The following is a 16,955-nucleotide window of genomic DNA, read 5'->3' as shown; positions in this document are numbered from 1 at the left end:
CAGCCATACTTCGGAAAAGAAGAAGGAATATGGAAGAATTAAAAACATCTGATTTTTATTATGACTTACCTCCTGAGCTGATTGCCCAGGACCCCCTGGAGGACCGTTCGTCCTCCAGGCTCATGGTTCTGGATAAAGAAACCGGTGAGGTTTCTCATCATGTGTTTCGGGAAATCGGGAATTATCTGGAACCCGGAGACTGCCTTGTGCTGAATAATACCAAGGTAATACCTGCCAGGCTGATGGGAATCAGGGAAGAAACCGGCGGCGCCGTGGAGGTGCTGCTGCTGAAGCGCAGGGAAAATGATATTTGGGAAACGCTGGTAAAACCGGGTAAAAAAGCAAGGCCCGGTACAAAGCTGGTATTCGGCAACGGACTGCTTCATGCCCGGGTACTGGAGGTTGTGGAGGAAGGAAACCGCCTGATTCAGTTTCAATACCAGGGTATCTGGGAGGAAGTGCTGGATCAGCTGGGAGAAATGCCTCTGCCGCCTTATATTACCCATAAGCTCCAGGATAAGAACCGTTACCAGACGGTATATGCCAAGTATGAAGGATCGGCGGCTGCGCCTACGGCAGGGCTTCATTTTACCACAGAGCTTCTGCAGGAGCTGGAACAGAAGGGCGTGGATATAGCCTATGTGACCCTTCATGTGGGCCTTGGGACCTTTCGCCCGGTGAAAGTGGATAACCTTAAGGAACACCATATGCACTCCGAGTATTATCAGGTAACCCGGGAGGCAGCGGACAAGATAAATAAAGCCAAAGAGAACGGACACAGAGTAGTCTGCGTGGGAACTACCAGCTGCAGGACCGTAGAAAGCGCCTGTGATGAAAACGGACACATGGAAGAGTGCTGTGACAATACTGAAATTTTCATTTATCCCGGTTACCGGTTTAAGGTGCTGGATGCGCTCATAACCAATTTCCATCTGCCGGAATCCACTCTGGTGATGCTGGTATCCGCGCTCGCGGGCAGAGAACACGTGCTGGCGGCTTATGAAGAGGCGGTTAAGGAGAAGTACCGTTTTTTTTCCTTTGGAGATGCAATGCTCATTAAATAATGCGGTTTTGAAGTTTTTAAAGTTTAGAATAAGTGATGATAGAACACAGTCTTTCTGTAAAGGAGGCTGTGTTTTTTTATTTATTATGGAAATAATTTTGGTTGATGACAGGCAGAGCAGAAAACTGCTCTGCCTTTTACAGACTTTTAGACTTACGTGATTTCCTTACTAAGATGACTGAAATGCTTGTTTACTATCAATAAGTAGTATGTTGGGGTAAAACTAAACACTAAAAATTCAGATAATTTTTTTTTGAGATTAATTATTACACGCTGCAATAAAAAGCTTCAGCAGCCTGAGTGCATAATCTCTTTTTTTGTCCGGGCAAGTATCGAGTATATCAAGAATGGCACTTATTTCATCCTGATGCTTCTGGACATTATTATCGGACTCATTACCGAAAATAATATAATCCAGGGACATGTTCAATGAATGGGATAGGGCCATTAATGTCTCTACTGACATTCCGCAGCTGCCTCGTTCAATATCGGCATAGTATTTTGGCACACGGCCAATCCGTTCCGCCATTTCTTCCTGTGTCATCCCCAGTAAGGTACGTTTTAAACGTAGCCGTTCGCCTGCCGCAAGTCTATTGTAGGTATCAGACATTGCATGTTCCTCCTGACAGTATACAGGTTCTAAGTTACGGGGTACCTTTTTGTGGCTGATGTTTAACGAAAGTCACCGTATGCATCTATAAATATGCAAATATGACAATAATTTCTTTATTATAGCAAAAAAAAATAAATATTGCTACAGTAACAAAACCTCGAAATATCTGGCATATTAACAAAAAAAATACCCGTAAAGGAATTATTTTGGAAAATGGGGTTTGACAACACCTGTTTAAAACGTATATAATATAATAGTTTTAAACGTACATGTGTAAATTTCCTGAATCAAGAAGAAAATAATACGAAAGGGAAAAAGCAAATTACAAAAACAGTTACAAATATGAATGAAATTATCGATATACATTCGCACATAATTCCGTTTGTGGATGACGGGGCCGGCTCTATGGAGCAATCGCTGAGAATGCTGGAAATTGCGGCATCTGAGGGAATTTCGGGCATGATTGCCACCCCTCATCAAAAGGCAGATCGCAGGTGTGTAACACCTGATGGGATAACGAAAAGGCTGCAAATTCTGCAGGAAGAAGCGGAGAATTTAAAAATTCCTGTTAAGCTCTATCCGGGAAACGAAATTTTTTACCGCCACGGCCTTGCAGAGTTACTGGAGGCCGGAAAAATAAGAACCATGGCAGATTCGCATTACATACTGATAGAATTCCTGCCGGGCGAAGACTACTCCTATATACGGGATGCTCTTGCCAGGACAGCTTCTTTTGGATATTGGCCCATCCTGGCTCATGTGGAACGGTATACCAATGTAATAAAAGATATGGACAAGGCTGCGGAGCTGAAGGAGGATACTGGATGTTATTTTCAGGTAAATGCATCGAGTGTAGCCGGAGATCAGGGACTTGCGGTTAAAAACGTAGTAAAGAAGCTTTTGAAAATGGAAATGGTGGATTTTGCAGCGACGGATGCCCACAGCGACGGAAACCGTGCGCCCCGGATGAAAAAATGCGCTGCATATCTGGAAAAGAAGCTTGGTACAGAAGCGGCAGGAAAGCTGCTGGTGGAAAATCCGGGCTATATATTGGAAGACAAGCTGCTGTAAAGCAGGGATGACAGGAACACAGACGGCCATTGCAGTCAAAAATGCAATGGAATATTTACATAGGAGAAAGCAGTTATATGGAAGAAAATACGATACGGCAGACAGATGAGATAGAAATTGATTTATGGGAGATCTGCCTGGTTTTGATACATAATCTGGCATTAATTGTTTCGGTAGGTATTATGGTGGCGCTGGGGACTTTTCTTGTTACCCAGATCTTTGGCGTGCCCAAATATGAGTCCACCACCAAGATTTATATTTTGAATAAACAGGAAAATAACGCCGTGACCTATTCAGATATTCAGCTGGGGACACAGCTGACAAAGGATTATGCGGAATTGATTCAGAGCCGTTTCGTACTGGAAGAAGTGGTACAGGGAATGGGACTGGATCTCAGTTATGATGAAATGAAAAAAAAGGTTTCGGTAACAACACCTACGGATACCCGAATCCTGGCGATTACCGTTACGGATACGGATCCGGTGATGGCGATGCAGCTTGCCAATGCCATCAGGGAAGCCGCGGCGGTACATATTATGAACGTAATGGATATCCAAGCGGTGAATGTGTCGGAAACTGCAAATATGCCCATGGACAAGGCTGGCCCCAGTGTGCTGAAGAATACATTGATCGGAGGCGTACTCGGTGTTTTCCTTATGATTGCGATTGTACTGGTACGTTTCTTGATGGACGATACCGTGAAAACACCGGAGGATGTGGAGAAATATCTGCAGCTTTCCACCCTGGCGGTGATTCCCTTAAATGAAGGGGAAACGGACGCAAAGAAGAAAAAGAAAAAAGTGAAAAGAAGCTAGTTGGGGGAGGCAGAAAAGAGTACCGGGGGAGCGGTTACTTTTCTGCTGTTATCATGTATGGAAATAAAAATGACAAACCTGCGAAATATACGGACAGAGGATCAACAGATAAAGGAATAAGGTAAAAAACATGCAGACAGTTACATTTAATGCGATTGAAAAACTTGATTTTCGAACCAAAGAAAGTTATAAAACCCTTCGGACCAACCTGGAATTTTCCGGCAAGGACAGAAGAGTGATATCTGTGACCAGCAGCACTCCTAATGAAGGAAAGACGAGCGTTTCCTTCCAACTTGCCATATCCATTGCGGAAGGCGGGAAAAAGGTTATCCTGGTGGATGCAGATCTTCGTAAATCTGTATTGAAGGGACGCTATAAAAGCAATGCGTCACGGTATGGATTATCCCATTATCTGAGCGGACAGGCGTCAATTTCTGAAATTTGCTGTAAGACGAATATTCCCAACTTCTATGTGATTTTTTCCGGGCCGGTACCGCCGAATCCCAGTGAATTGCTTGGAAATGATGCGTTTGAGCTTCTGCTGGAATATCTGCGGAAAGAATATGACTATGTGATTGTGGATACGCCGCCCTTGGGAAGTGTCATTGACGGTGCGGTGGCCGCCCAGCATTGTGACGGGACGGTTATTGTGATTGAGAGCGGGGCTATCAGCTATAAATTTGCCCAGAAGGTAAAGGAGCAGCTGGAAAAGGTGGACTGCCGGATCCTGGGCGTGATACTGAACAAGGTGAATATGAGCGGTAAAGGGTATTATGGCGCTTATTATGGGAAGTATTACGGGAAATATTATGGAAAGTATTACGGAAATGATGATGAAGGCGGACTACATGCGGCAGTGGTTCAGAAAGGGACAAAGGCCGCAAAGGCGGTAAAAGGGGATACCGGCGAACGTTCCCATGAGGGGAAAAATGGTTCGGGCTCCGGGAAAGAGAAGGGGCTGGAGGAAAACGGGTATCCGGAAGACGATATGATTCAGCTGGATATCGATATGGTGCAGCTGGTTGAAGATACAGAAACGATAGAAGAACTGAAATAGAGGGAGGCGAGGAGATGGATATAAAAAAGCTGGTATTTATAATCGGAGGAATAGATATCGTACTTCTGGCAGTATGCTTATTTCTGTATCTGGGGAAAGACAGGACGGCGCCGGTGATTTCGTTCGGGGAGAATCTGGCGAGCTATGAAGAGGGGATGGATGAGGAACTCCTGCTGCAGGGAGTAACCGCTATGGATGATAAGGACGGGGACGTGAGTGACAGCCTGCTTGTGGAAAAAATTGCGGGGACGAATGGGAAAGAAGTGATTGTGACTTATGTAGCACGGGATAGTGCCAATAATGTTGGGAAGGCTTCACGGATGTTTTCGACGGTGGGGAATAATCAGGGGGTAGATGTGATGCCTGCTGCGGGAGAAGGGCTGGAAGAGGGAAATGAAACAGAGGAAAGCGGAATGACTGAGTCTGAGACAGAGAGTGAGACGGAAAGCAGTTCTGATGCAGAAGAAGATAGAGACGGAAATGAGGAGGAGGCAGAAGCGAACAGGGAGAATGCCGGAGATGACGCAAGGCAGGATGAACAGGGAGAAGAGCCGCAGGCCGGGCCTAATCCGGTGCTGGTGATGAGCGGGGATACGATAAGTACGAAAATTGGTACAGCTCCGAATTGGGGGCAGGTGATCGCGGCGATGTCGGATGATAAGGATGACTATAATACGCTTTATAATAATTTGAAGTTGGAAGGCCATGTGGATTTGAATGCGGCGGGGGAGTATCCGGTGACGTTGTATACGGTGGATTCGGATGGGAATCGGTCGGAGGTTAGGGACTTGGTGGTGAAGGTGGAGGAGTGAGAGGATGGAGTGTGATTTCAGAAAAGGATTTCTTTGACATGAGTACAGTTGAAAATGTGATTAAGCTGGTCATACAGTATAATCCGGATGCGGTCATGGTCATCAAGTCCACCATCTCGGTTGGATACACGGCTTCAATCAGAGAGAAGATGCACTGCGACAACATCATCCTCAGTCTGGAGTTTTTACGGGTGAGCAAAGCCCTTTATGACAACCTATATCCGAGCAAAATTATTGTCAGTACAGATGTGGAGAACACAAGGCTCATGAAAGCCGCTAATATTTTCGCAGGGTTATTGCAGGAAGGGGCGATTAAAGAGAATATCGACACACTCATCATGGGTTTTACTGAAGCTGTGAAACTCTTTGCCAATGTTTACCCAACAAAAAAGTTTTAAATTCCAGCGTCACCGCCAGTAAATAATACATAAATTTGGCGGGTGATGACAGGGTGATGGAGAGATTTCTATGGTAGGCGAATCGTAGGGTAGACCTATGGGAATGAGTGTTTCAATGGCTATAAAAAACGAAACGTAGGGTAGACATAGGATTATGGAGTTATCAATAGTTTGTTGAAGTGTTACAAAAGCGGATTGAGGATAGTAGTGGATTTTTGTAATAAGGGAACAAAAAAGTTAATGTTCCCTTTTTAGTATTGTAGACCTGTTGGAAGTTATGTGCCGTGTTGAGGGCAAGAAAAACTGAAAACTTTTGCCGTAGGGTAAGCCTAGTTGAGAGTTTCACCATGTAGAAGGTAGATAGAACTATGAAAATCACAGTGCCACTTATATAGAAGAAATTTTATGAGGGAGAACTAACTAATGAGCAACATTGATTTAGCGCATAAGACAATATTGGTAACCGGCGCGGCCGGATTTATCGGAGCAAACCTTTCACAGCGTTTATTGAACGAAGTGGAAGACGTGAAAGTGATCGGGCTCGATAGTGTGAACGACTATTATGATGTGTCAATCAAGGAATATAGATTAAAACAGCTGTCCGGCTATTCCACATTTACATTCATTAAAGAGAATATTGCTGACAAGGAATTGGTCACATCTGTATTTGAAAAGTACAAGCCAGAAATTGTTGTGAACCTGGCGGCACAGGCTGGTGTGAGGTATTCCATCACAAATCCTGATGCGTATGTTGAATCAAACCTGGTCGGCTTTTTTCATATTCTGGAGGCCTGTCGCAATTATCCGGTGGAGCATCTCGTTTACGCTTCTTCATCCTCTGTGTATGGAAGTAATAAAAAGGTGCCTTACAGCACGGATGACAAGGTGGATAACCCGGTATCGCTCTATGCTACTACCAAGAAAAGCAATGAGCTGATGGCTCATGCATACAGCAAGCTTTATGACATCCCGACCACAGGCTTACGTTTCTTTACTGTGTATGGACCTGCAGGAAGACCAGACATGGCCTACTTTGGATTCACGGACAAACTTCGTGCCGGGAAGACCATCCAAATATTCAACTATGGAAACTGTAAGCGTGACTTCACGTACATAGATGACATTGTTGAGGGTGTTGTGAGAGTAATGCAGAAGGCTCCAGACAGAGCCACAGGTGAGGATGGATTGCCAATCCCGCCGTATGCACTCTACAACATCGGAAACAATAGCCCGGAAAATCTTCTGGATTTTGTGGACATCCTTCAGCAGGAACTGATCCGTGCCGGGGTGCTTCCGGAGACTTATGATTTTGAGAGCCACAAGGAGCTTGTCCCGATGCAACCGGGTGATGTGCCAGTGACTTATGCAGACACAAGTGCTTTGGAGAGAGACTTCGGATACAAGCCGAGCACTTCGCTGAGGACTGGACTGCGGAAGTTCGCTGAGTGGTACAAAGAGTTTTATATGAACTGAAGGCTGTATGAACTGATGCTCTGTGGAAAATGAAGCTCTGGAAGGTTATACGAGTTATAGAGTAGCACGACTACTATAGAAAATAAAGATATGAGGAGTTAGAACAATGGGTTTAAATATTGCGGTAGCTGGAACTGGATATGTTGGTCTTTCAATCGCAACACTGCTTGCACAGCATAATCATGTAATGGCTGTGGACATCATTCCTGAAAAGGTGGAGTTGATTAATCAGAGAAAGAGCCAAATTCAGGACGAGTACATAGAAAAGTATCTGACGGAAAAAGAATTGGATTTGACGGCCACATTGGATGCGGAGGTGGCATACACAAACGCTGATTTCGTGGTTATTGCTGCTCCGACAAATTACGATTCTAAGAAGAACTTCTTTGATACGAGCGCAGTTGAGAGCGTGATCGAGTTGGTTATTAAATACAACCCTGACGCGATTATGGTTATTAAGAGCACTATTCCTGTCGGATATACGGCATCGGTATGCGAGAAGTACCACTGCGACAATATTATTTTCAGTCCGGAGTTTTTAAGAGAGTCCAAGGCTCTTTATGACAACCTCTACCCATCCCGCATCATTGTCGGCACGGATGTGGAGAACGCTAGGTTAGTCAAAGCGGCGAATACATTCGCGGGATTGCTTCAGGAAAGTGCAATCAAAGAGAACATAGATACCCTCATCATGGGCTTCGCAGAAGCTGAAGCTGTAAAATTATTTACAAACACATATTTAGCTTTGCGAGTGAGTTATTTCAACGAGCTTGACACATATGCCGAGATGAAGGGGTTGAACACACAGCAGATCATCGAGGGTGTGTGCCTCGATCCTCGTATCGGTAGTCATTATAACAATCCAAGTTTCGGTTACGGTGGGTACTGTCTGCCGAAGGACACTAAGCAGCTGTTGGCAAATTATGCGGATGTACCGGAGAATCTAATCCAGGCGATTGTAGATAGCAACCGTACAAGAAAAGATTTCATCGCTGACCGTGTTATGGAAATTGCCGGTGGGTACAGTGCAAACGAGAGCTGGAGCGAAGCGAAGGAGAGGGAAGTCATTGTCGGTGTTTATCGCCTGACTATGAAGAGCAATTCTGATAACTTCCGTCAGAGTTCTATTCAGGGCGTTATGAAACGTATCAAAGCAAAGGGAGCTACGGTAATTATTTACGAACCAACTCTCGAAGAAGGCAGTTCTTTCTTCGGAAGTAAGGTCGTTAATGATTTAGATAAGTTTAAAGAGCAGTCACAGGCGATTATTGCGAATAGGTATGACAACTGTTTGGATGATGTGCAGGATAAGGTCTATACAAGAGATTTGTTTAGACGAGATTGAGGAGAGTAGTTACCAATAATGAGGAAGCATGACAGAAAACCAAGACTTTGTTTTGTATCTTCTTCTGGTGGGCATTGGGAGCAACTTCAGAAGTTGGATCCGCTGGCGGAGAAGTACGAAGGATTTTTTGTAACTGAAAAAACACAGTTTGACGAGCCACTGGGAAAGTATTTCATGCTCCAAACTGACCTCAAAGATAAGCTGATGCCTCTAAAAATGCTGTGGAACAGTATTTACACAGTTGGTATCTGGATTAAGGAACGGCCAGACTTTGTGATAACTACAGGAACGATGGTAGCCTATCCTTTTTACCTTCTCGCAGTCCTATTCCATAAGAAGATTGTGTACATAGAGACATTTGGCAGAGCTAATATGGCAACTGTGGCTGGTAAGAAAATGGAGAAGCACGCCGATTTGTTCATCGTCCAGTGGGAGAGTCAGAAGAAGTATTATAAAAAAGCGGTTTACGGGGGGTGTCTGTATTGATCTTCGTAACAGTAGGGTCAAGGAACTACCCCTTCGACCGTTTGTTTAAAAAGCTAGATGAGCTATATGAAAACGGAACGCTGATGGATGAGATGTTCGCACAGGTCGGGACATCCGCATATAAGCCAAAGCATTATAAGTATAAGGATTTTATTCCTCCGGACGAGTTCACAGAAAAGATTGAAAAGGCTGATATTGTCGTAAGTCACGGAGCTTCTGGTTCTATTATGAAAGCTCTGAATGACGGTAAAAAAGTCATTGTTGTGACCCGCCTAGAGAAGTATGGCGAGCATATCAATGACCATCAAATTCAGAACAATGAAGCATTCAGCAGTAACGGTTATGTATTGATGGCGGATTTGGAATTAGAGAATCTGGGAGAATGCTTCAAGAAGATTTATGACGGGACAGATGGTCTTGTGCCTTGGGAGAATAAAGACCCGATGGCAATTGTAAATTTGATAGATAAGTTTATTCAGGAGAATTGGTGATGGCAGAGAAAAGACTTGATTGGATTGATAATGCCAGAGGGATTGCAATTATCTTAGTTGTAATGTGGTATGTGGTTTCCTCGTATCACGAAGCAGGATTATACGAGTCCAATACATTTTACAATTTTATAAGTCATTTCATATATAGCTTCCACATGGCACTTTTCATGTTGATAAGTGGGTATTTATGTACACTAAAGAAAAGCAAAAATAATACCGCAAAAGGGAAAAAGATTCTCCGTAAATTAGTCTGCTATGGGATTCCTTATATTTTATTTCCGGCATTATGGGTATTGATGAAAATGCTGATGTCATCAGTAACGAACAGTGCTGTTTCGTTAAAAGATTTGATTGAAATACCTATATATCCGATAAGTTTCATGTGGTTTATATATGCTTTGCTTATTATGCAGGTTATACAGATTCTGATTGGAGAAAAATCAAGAGCCTTTAAAGCAGGTCATTTGATTGCAGCGTGTGGGGGGATTGTATAAGACCGTTACTCGTAAACGCATTTACTTCTGTCCGGTTCTCAGAATGTATCTTGAATGATTTTTTGAAGTTTTATGTATTCTTTGTGCTTGGCGCATATTGCCTTGAGTATGTGTTGAACAAGATAGAGTCAATAAGTAAGACGATGCTGCTGATTGTAACTGGAGCAATTTAGGCTTTAGGTAATATTGTCTCGTTTAATAATACAGAGATAAGCAATGTAATATATAGTTTTTTATTGCTTTAGTCGGTAACGACTTTGTGATTACGGCTGGGATGCTTATAGGAGGACAGAGGTGGCTCTCTTATTGTGGAAAGTAGACGCTTCCGATATATGTCCTCCAAGGATTTGAGATTGCTGCGACAAGATTAGTCATCACTCGTGTCAGACTTAATGATGGCATCGGTATTGTACCAATGCTGATTTGTACCAGTTGCAGGGGTAATGATTCCTCTTATAGTATATGGGATAACAACGAAAATTTGGAAACTGGACGACTTGTTTTACCTTGGGAAATGCATCAGATTTTGATAAATGCGAGTTCGATATAAATTAAAAGCAAAAGCGATTTCGCAAAATATTAATTGCAATAAAGTTAACATTCTGTAGGAATGGTTATAAAAAAGCTGAGTATCTAAAGCAGAAAAAGTGTTTAAAGCATTCGGAGATAATAATTACTGGTTCCCCAAAATCATACCAGCCGATCCTGAGATGGTAAGTATTCATGACAATGTTAAAATAGCTACGGATGTATATTTTTGTACTCACGATGTGCTTCACAATTTGTTTTATGATGACCCTGATTTGAGGGGGACAAGTGTTATTCTGAGCCGATTGAAATATTTGATAATGTATTTATCGGAGTAAAATCCACAATTATGTACGGCGTGAAAGTTGAACCCAATGCAATTGTCACGGCAAACTGTGTGGTAACGAAGGACGTTCCTGAAGGGGCAGTTGTTGGTGGAAATCCAGCCAGAGTTATTGGACATTATTCGGTTGTGGCGGAGAAGAGATTACAGTACAAGAAGTAATCATTGTAGAATGAGAGGAAGGATAGAACTTGATGGAAACGACTCAAAATAAGAATAATACGCTACAGGTTTTAAGAGGATTAGCTATCATTGTTGTCCTTATTCATCACTCCATATCCAGAACTAATGTAGGGTTGGTGTTGCAAAGTATAGATGATATCCTGATTTGTTTTCATATGCCCGTATTTTTTATAATTGCTGGCTACTTGTATCAAAATAAAATTAACAAATATGAGAGCATGAAAAAAGGTAGATTCCTTCTTGCCAAAGCAAAACACTTACTTGTCCCATATGTGTTCTGGACTGTTTTGCTTTGGTGCGGAGTTCAAATCGCAAACAGTTTGAATTCTTCGATAAGTCAAAAAATGATAAGCATTGGCTTCGTCCCAATGAGTATAAAGGGCTTATTTGTAGGTCTGCTTACGTATGAAGAATACTATACAGAGCATCTTTGGTTCTTGTATGTGTTGTTTTTGTACTTCCTTGTACATAGTTTTTTGGGAAATGCAGGAAGTACGAGAACTTGCATGGTTATTGGGATATTAGGTGGGCTTCTAACTTGCTATATTCAAATGCCAAACATAGTTGAAAGGTTTTTTATATGGTTTGTGTTCTTTGTAGCTGGGCGGTATATAGCAGATCAGGGAGAAGTTAAAAGTTGGCTTGAAAATAAGGCACATAGCTGCTTGATATATATTTTATTAGGATTTGTTTTACTGTCGGCAATCCGATTAGTTTTGTCTTTCTCTAGTTATGGAATTTCTCCGTACATTTTGAGACTTTTGAAACAGGTAGTTAAATATACAATTGGATTTTTCGGTGTGTTGCTGTTATACCTTGCATTAACATTCTTAGAAAGAAAGTGGAGCAGGGTTGCTGATTTTGTCAAAAATATTGGCGACTATTCCTATGATATTTATTTAATGCACAATCCGTATATAGTTGCTTTGGGATGCACAGTCTTAAGTTCTATCTTGGGACTGAATCCTTTGGTTACAATTATTGTAGCGACAGTAGCAGGTATAGCCATCCCAATGATAGTTAGTAAGTTTGTAATCAAACGATTTAATCTCCTGTCAAAAATCATGCTTGGCAGGTGAATTGTGAGGAAGAAAATATGGGATTCACAGAAATTGAAAAAGCGGGAAAGCAGATGTTTGAGCAGTTCCCAGTTATAAAAAGATCAGCGAAACGTGTGTATCAGCTCGCAAGTGTAGCCACATCGAGTGATAAGTTTAAGTCAGAAGGAGATATTGTACGGCTTTCTCCAGATGATGGCTATGAATATTTTTATGGTTATTATGATAAGTCTCCTTGGGATGCTACCGACCGCTATATGATTGCCATAAAGGTAAAACAGGCATATAAGTCGGTTGCTCCGAAAGAGCCGGGTATAGTAGGTCTGATTGACACTGCGAATGGAAATAAATTCTATAAAATCGGAACGACACTCTCTTGGAATGTGCAGCAGAGTTGCATGGCGCAGTGGATGGGACCGGATTTCAAGAGTAGGATTATATACAATGACTTCCGCGATGGCAAGTACTGCTCTGTGATCTATAGTTTGAAGACGAAAAGTGAAGAAAAAGTGCTTCCGCTGCCTGTGTATGATGTGGCGCGGGACGGCAGCTTTGCGCTTAGTTTGGATTTTTCCAGACTCCACAGGATGCGCCCTGGATATGGTTATTCTAACTTGCCTGAAAGCACCAAGGGTGAATTATGCCCTGACAAGCCATGCATCTGGAAAATGGATATCGAAACTGGCGAAGTTACAGAATTATTCAAGTACACAGATATGGTGGCGTTTGAGCCGGACGAGAGCATGGTTGGAGCTGAACACAAAGTGAACCACCTGATGATCAGCCCGAACGGAAAACGCTTCATGGTACTGCACCGTTGGATCCAAAAGGGGCGCAAACATACAAGGCTGGTTACGGTAAATGTGGACAAGACGGAAATGTATAACCTCAGCGATGATGTTTTTGTGTCTCACTGCTACTGGAAGAATGATGAGGAGATTCTGTCTTTCCTTCGTAAGAAGGAGACTGGTGACCATTATTATTTGATGAAGGACAAGACACAGGAATATAATATGTATTGGCCTAAATTGAATACAGATGGTCATTGTAGCTATTCTCCTGACACAAGGTATATTATTACAGACACATACCCCAATAGAAAACGTATTGCGTCTGTTTACCTATGCACGGAAAGCGGAAATGCAACAGGACTTATTGAAAGAGTAGCCAGAGTTCGTGCTCCGTTTCGTTATGACAACGATTGTAGGTGTGATCTCCATCCGAGATGGAACCGAACAGGTAATAAAATATGTATTGATTCTGTTCATGAGGGAAAACGTGCGCTATATGTTATTTCTCTGGAGAGGAAAATCAAATGAATGAGCCACTTATAACTATTGTTGTGCCAGTTCACAAGGTGCCAAAAGATATGTTGCACAAATGCCTGAACAGCATTGTAGCACAAACCTCGAATAATTATGAAGCTTTGCTTGTGGATGATGGCTCTCCAGATGATTGTGGGGATATATGTGATACTTACGCCAAGGAATATTCTAATTTCCGAGTGCTTCATCAGGAAAACGGGGGACTTTCAGTAGCACGGAATACAGGAATACGCAATGCAAGAGGAGAATGGGTCTGCTTTGTGGATGGCGATGATTGGATCGAAAGCGATACGGTAGCGTTTGCTGAACAGTATATAAAAGATTGTTCAGATGGTGATGTGCTGATTTGGGATGAATATTACGACATGCCTAATGCTCGATATAGAAATTATTTTCTTGGAGATGAAACAAAGGGTACATTGGTTTTCACGAGTGATAAAAAAGAAAAACTCCTAGATTTAATTATTCCAGTGAAGTATGAGAAAAACTCCAAAGTATTTGCTGATATAGGAAATTGTCACGCAAGAGTGTATAATGTGGATTTTCTGCAAGGAAACAATTTATACAATGTCCCTGGTTTAAAGAGAATGCAAGATAATGTTTTCACACTTTGGGTTTTTGAAAAGGCTAGTAAAATTTACTACAAGTGCAAGCACCTATATCATTATAATTTTAATGAGGATGCAGCGACAAAAAAATATGCAAAAGATATCTGTGATAGCATGTCGGCCGTATATGCGCAAATGATAGATTTTGCTATACAGACAGGGAAGGGAGAAGAGTTCAAACAGAGAATCTACACTAGGTTTTCAAGGATATTCCTGAAGATTATTGAGTTGAAACATGCCAATCCAAACAATCCTGCTAAGTTTTCAGCAAGAATTAAAGATATGAAGAGTGATTTTTCCAATTCGCAATTCAGTGATATTATTCAAAACATTGATTTGAAGGGTCAGGCTGGAAGGGTAAAGTTGTGCGTTATTCTGCTGCGCAGAAAAGCGTATGTTGTGTTGTATGTGATAGTAAAAGGAATTGTTGGTTCAAGAAATTGGAGATATAAACTTTCGCAAAGAAAGAATGTAAGGTCAAAGCTTTGTGATTAGACGATGAGGTTAGCCAGATATAGAAAGTAATAATATAGGAGAGAAACAAGATGCCAAAGTTTAGCGTGGTTGTTCCAATTTATAATGTGGAAGCATACATAAAGGATTGTGTAGAGAGCCTGCAAAATCAAACATTAAAGGAGATTGAAATAATTCTGGTAGATGATGGTAGTCCTGATAATTCAGGAAGTATCATCGATGACTATGCTTCTAAAGATGAAAGGATCAAGGTGATTCATAAGGCCAACGGAGGAGTAAGTGCTGCAAGAAATGATGGACTAAAAGTTGCAACCGGCGAGTATGTGCTGTTTTGTGATTCTGATGACATGATGGAAATTGACGCTTGTGAAAAGCTTTATAAAGCTGGCATCGATAGTGATGCTGACGTTGTTATTGGAGATGTTTATAGAATCATAGATGGAGAAAAGAAGTACGCCCAGTTTTTTGCAAAACCATTTTGCACGGATGACAGAAATATCTTGGATGATTTGGTTCGTGTGGATTTTAGCCGAAAATACTGCCATGATGCTCCTGCTGATGGTCCCGCTTTTGGATACGGAGGTCCTTGGAATAAAGCAGTCAAGAAAGATTTGCTTGACAGAACCGGTATCTCTTTCGACACAAGTTTGAAAGGTATTTTTGACGATATCCTTTACACAGCGTATCTTTATGCTGAAGCAAAAAAAGTGGTATACATAACGGAACCAGTATACGATTATCGTATTCTTGATGGTTCTGTGACACATAGCTACAAGGCGGCAATGTTAGAAATTAACGAAGCTATATTTGCTGCATGGGATAAATTCTTAAAGAAGTATGGATACGATGGGAGATTTGATCAGGCATATGAAGCGCTTGTAATTAGAAGATTAAAGGGTATGCTTGGAACGTATTTCTTTAATGAAAAGAACCCTGTAGGATTGAAAGAACAAAAAAAGCAGTTGAAGGCGCTGTTGAAAAGTGAGCCTTATCTAAGCGCGATCAAGAAAGTCGATCCACACAGGTTGATTAATCAATATGACTTGGCGGTTTGGATGATGGCTAAAGCTGGATCAGCAAACGGCTTGCATCTTGTATATAAGATGTTTGTCCTTTTAAAGAAGTAATTACAGAATAGTAAACGGAGAAATGCGTAATGCCACAGATTAGCGTAATTGTTCCTGTATACAAGGTTGAAAAGGATTTGACGAGGTGTGTAGATAGCCTTATAAACCAGACATTGCAGGACATAGAAATAATACTTGTTGATGATGGAAGCCCTGATGAGTGCCCTGCGATATGCGATAATTATGCAAGGCAAGATAAGCGTATTAAAGTGATTCATAAAAAGAATGGTGGTGTAAGTGCTGCAAGGAATGATGGGTTGGCAATTGCAATTGGTGACTGGGTTATATTCTGCGACTCAGATGACTGGATGGAATTAGATGCTTGTCAATTACTCGTTTCATGTGGAAATCAAAATAGTGTAGATGTAGTGATGGCGGACATTAACAGAGTGAATGACGGAAACATCAGCTATGTCCAGTTTTTTGATAGTGATTTTATTACTCATGATAGTAAGTACATTCAATCAATTGTCGAAGCAATACTATATCCCTCTTATTGTAAAAATCCATCGAAAAACAATCCTGCAACGGGTTTTTATGGTGGACCGTGGAATAAGGCCATTCGAAGAAAGTTGCTTATGGAGAATTCGATCTTATTTGACGTAGAGTTATTGGGGGTGTGTGATGATATGCTCTTTTCCGCATACGTTCTTTCAAGTTGTGAAAGCTTGGCTTATATTAGCGAGCCAATCTATAATTATATGATGTTTTCAGCATCAATCACACAGACCCACAAAGCAAATATGGTTAATATTAATCAACGAATTTTTAATGCTTTTGAGAATTACTTGAAGTGCTGTAATGAAGATGAACAGTTTGAAACCGCTTATGCTGCATTCGTCATTCGTCGCTTTGAGGAAATGTTGAGATTTTATTTTTTCAATAAGAAGAATGATTTAGAATTACCAGAAAGGTTAAAAGAATTGAAATTAGTTATGAAATCTGAACCTTATTATTCTGCGTCTAACTTAGTTGATGTAAACATTTTGCAAGCCCAGCATAAAAGAGTAGCAAAGCTCTTGAAAATGCAATCTGCAAATGGGTTATGCACCCTTTACAAGTTTAAACAGGTGCGGGGGGGGGGTACTCAACTTACTCAGAAAGTAGATGTAAAATTGAATATTGTCTGTGCTTCTCTTGGATTACCAATAGAGCCATGCATGAAAGTGTGTGCGTAATATGAAAGGGGAG

At 41.6% G+C, this 16,955-nt stretch carries 17 protein-coding genes and 1 pseudogene; 17 read left to right on the top strand and 1 reads right to left on the bottom strand.

The genetic code is table 11. The features are described from left to right. Positions 1-29 precede the first annotated feature (29 nt). Positions 30-1,064, top strand: a complete 1,035-nt coding sequence (gene queA, locus BLA28_RS27880) for a tRNA preQ1(34) S-adenosylmethionine ribosyltransferase-isomerase QueA (RefSeq protein ID WP_009256383.1) — start codon at positions 30-32, stop codon at positions 1,062-1,064. A 258-nt stretch (positions 1,065-1,322) separates the two neighbouring features. Here queA and BLA28_RS27875 read toward each other — a convergent pair whose 3' ends face one another. Next, complete coding sequence (locus BLA28_RS27875; RefSeq protein ID WP_009256382.1) at positions 1,323-1,673, bottom strand: helix-turn-helix domain-containing protein; 351 nt, start codon at positions 1,671-1,673, stop codon at positions 1,323-1,325. A 345-nt stretch (positions 1,674-2,018) separates the two neighbouring features. Between BLA28_RS27875 and BLA28_RS27870 the strand changes: the two genes are divergently transcribed. From BLA28_RS27870 to BLA28_RS27795, 16 genes and pseudogenes are all read left to right on the top strand, one after another. Then, a complete protein-coding gene (locus tag BLA28_RS27870; RefSeq protein WP_069159546.1) occupies positions 2,019-2,747 on the top strand; it encodes a CpsB/CapC family capsule biosynthesis tyrosine phosphatase in 729 nt (242 codons plus the stop codon). Between the two features lie 77 nt (positions 2,748-2,824). Further along, on the top strand, positions 2,825-3,562 hold the full coding sequence (locus BLA28_RS27865) for a YveK family protein (RefSeq protein ID WP_044971989.1): 738 nt from the start codon (positions 2,825-2,827) through the stop codon (positions 3,560-3,562). Positions 3,563-3,692: 130 nt separating this feature from the next. Further along, positions 3,693-4,619 (top strand): CpsD/CapB family tyrosine-protein kinase, encoded by a 927-nt coding sequence (locus BLA28_RS27860; RefSeq protein ID WP_069159547.1) that lies wholly within the window; start codon positions 3,693-3,695, stop codon positions 4,617-4,619. Positions 4,620-4,633: 14 nt separating this feature from the next. Then, positions 4,634-5,431, top strand: coding sequence for a hypothetical protein (locus tag BLA28_RS27855; protein ID WP_069159548.1), 798 nt, complete (start codon positions 4,634-4,636; stop codon positions 5,429-5,431). 17 nt (positions 5,432-5,448) lie between these two features. Next, positions 5,449-5,811: pseudogene (locus tag BLA28_RS27850) on the top strand (UDP-glucose 6-dehydrogenase); the annotation flags it as partial. Between the two features lie 441 nt (positions 5,812-6,252). After that, positions 6,253-7,302: an NAD-dependent epimerase/dehydratase family protein gene (locus BLA28_RS27845; protein WP_069159550.1), complete on the top strand. Its 1,050-nt coding sequence runs from the start codon at positions 6,253-6,255 to the stop codon at positions 7,300-7,302. A gap of 106 nt (positions 7,303-7,408) precedes the next feature. After that, positions 7,409-8,647: a nucleotide sugar dehydrogenase gene (locus BLA28_RS27840; protein WP_069159551.1), complete on the top strand. Its 1,239-nt coding sequence runs from the start codon at positions 7,409-7,411 to the stop codon at positions 8,645-8,647. Between the two features lie 18 nt (positions 8,648-8,665). Continuing rightward, on the top strand, positions 8,666-9,133 hold the full coding sequence (pssD, locus tag BLA28_RS27835; protein WP_069159552.1) for a PssD/Cps14F family polysaccharide biosynthesis glycosyltransferase: 468 nt from the start codon (positions 8,666-8,668) through the stop codon (positions 9,131-9,133). Beyond that, complete coding sequence (locus BLA28_RS27830; RefSeq protein ID WP_242880666.1) at positions 9,121-9,624, top strand: glycosyltransferase; 504 nt, start codon at positions 9,121-9,123, stop codon at positions 9,622-9,624. Before pssD ends, BLA28_RS27830 begins: the two co-directional genes overlap by 13 nt. Then, on the top strand, positions 9,624-10,118 hold the full coding sequence (locus BLA28_RS27825) for an acyltransferase family protein (RefSeq protein ID WP_069159554.1): 495 nt from the start codon (positions 9,624-9,626) through the stop codon (positions 10,116-10,118). Before BLA28_RS27830 ends, BLA28_RS27825 begins: the two co-directional genes overlap by 1 nt. Before the next feature lie 832 nt (positions 10,119-10,950). After that, positions 10,951-11,151, top strand: coding sequence for an acyltransferase (locus BLA28_RS33260; protein ID WP_141703004.1), 201 nt, complete (start codon positions 10,951-10,953; stop codon positions 11,149-11,151). A 32-nt stretch (positions 11,152-11,183) separates the two neighbouring features. Further along, positions 11,184-12,251 carry an acyltransferase family protein gene (locus BLA28_RS27815; protein WP_069159555.1) on the top strand — a complete coding sequence of 356 codons (1,068 nt, stop codon included), beginning with the start codon at positions 11,184-11,186 and terminating at the stop codon, positions 12,249-12,251. A 17-nt stretch (positions 12,252-12,268) separates the two neighbouring features. Then, positions 12,269-13,549 (top strand): hypothetical protein, encoded by a 1,281-nt coding sequence (locus BLA28_RS27810; protein WP_069159556.1) that lies wholly within the window; start codon positions 12,269-12,271, stop codon positions 13,547-13,549. Further along, positions 13,546-14,658, top strand: a complete 1,113-nt coding sequence (locus BLA28_RS27805; protein WP_069159557.1) for a glycosyltransferase — start codon at positions 13,546-13,548, stop codon at positions 14,656-14,658. The genes BLA28_RS27810 and BLA28_RS27805 overlap by 4 nt, the downstream gene beginning before the upstream one ends. A 50-nt stretch (positions 14,659-14,708) precedes the next feature. Then, positions 14,709-15,764, top strand: coding sequence for a glycosyltransferase (locus tag BLA28_RS27800; RefSeq protein WP_069159558.1), 1,056 nt, complete (start codon positions 14,709-14,711; stop codon positions 15,762-15,764). Between the two features lie 29 nt (positions 15,765-15,793). Further along, positions 15,794-16,942 carry a glycosyltransferase family 2 protein gene (locus BLA28_RS27795; protein WP_069159559.1) on the top strand — a complete coding sequence of 383 codons (1,149 nt, stop codon included), beginning with the start codon at positions 15,794-15,796 and terminating at the stop codon, positions 16,940-16,942. The last annotated feature ends 13 nt before the right edge of the window (positions 16,943-16,955 follow it).

The sequence above is a fragment of the Eisenbergiella tayi genome, from assembly GCF_001881565.1.
Classification (GTDB): Bacteria; Bacillota; Clostridia; order Lachnospirales; family Lachnospiraceae; genus Eisenbergiella; species Eisenbergiella tayi.
Note: the sequence above shows the minus strand (reverse complement) of the source record. Positions and strands in the feature narration are given on the sequence as shown.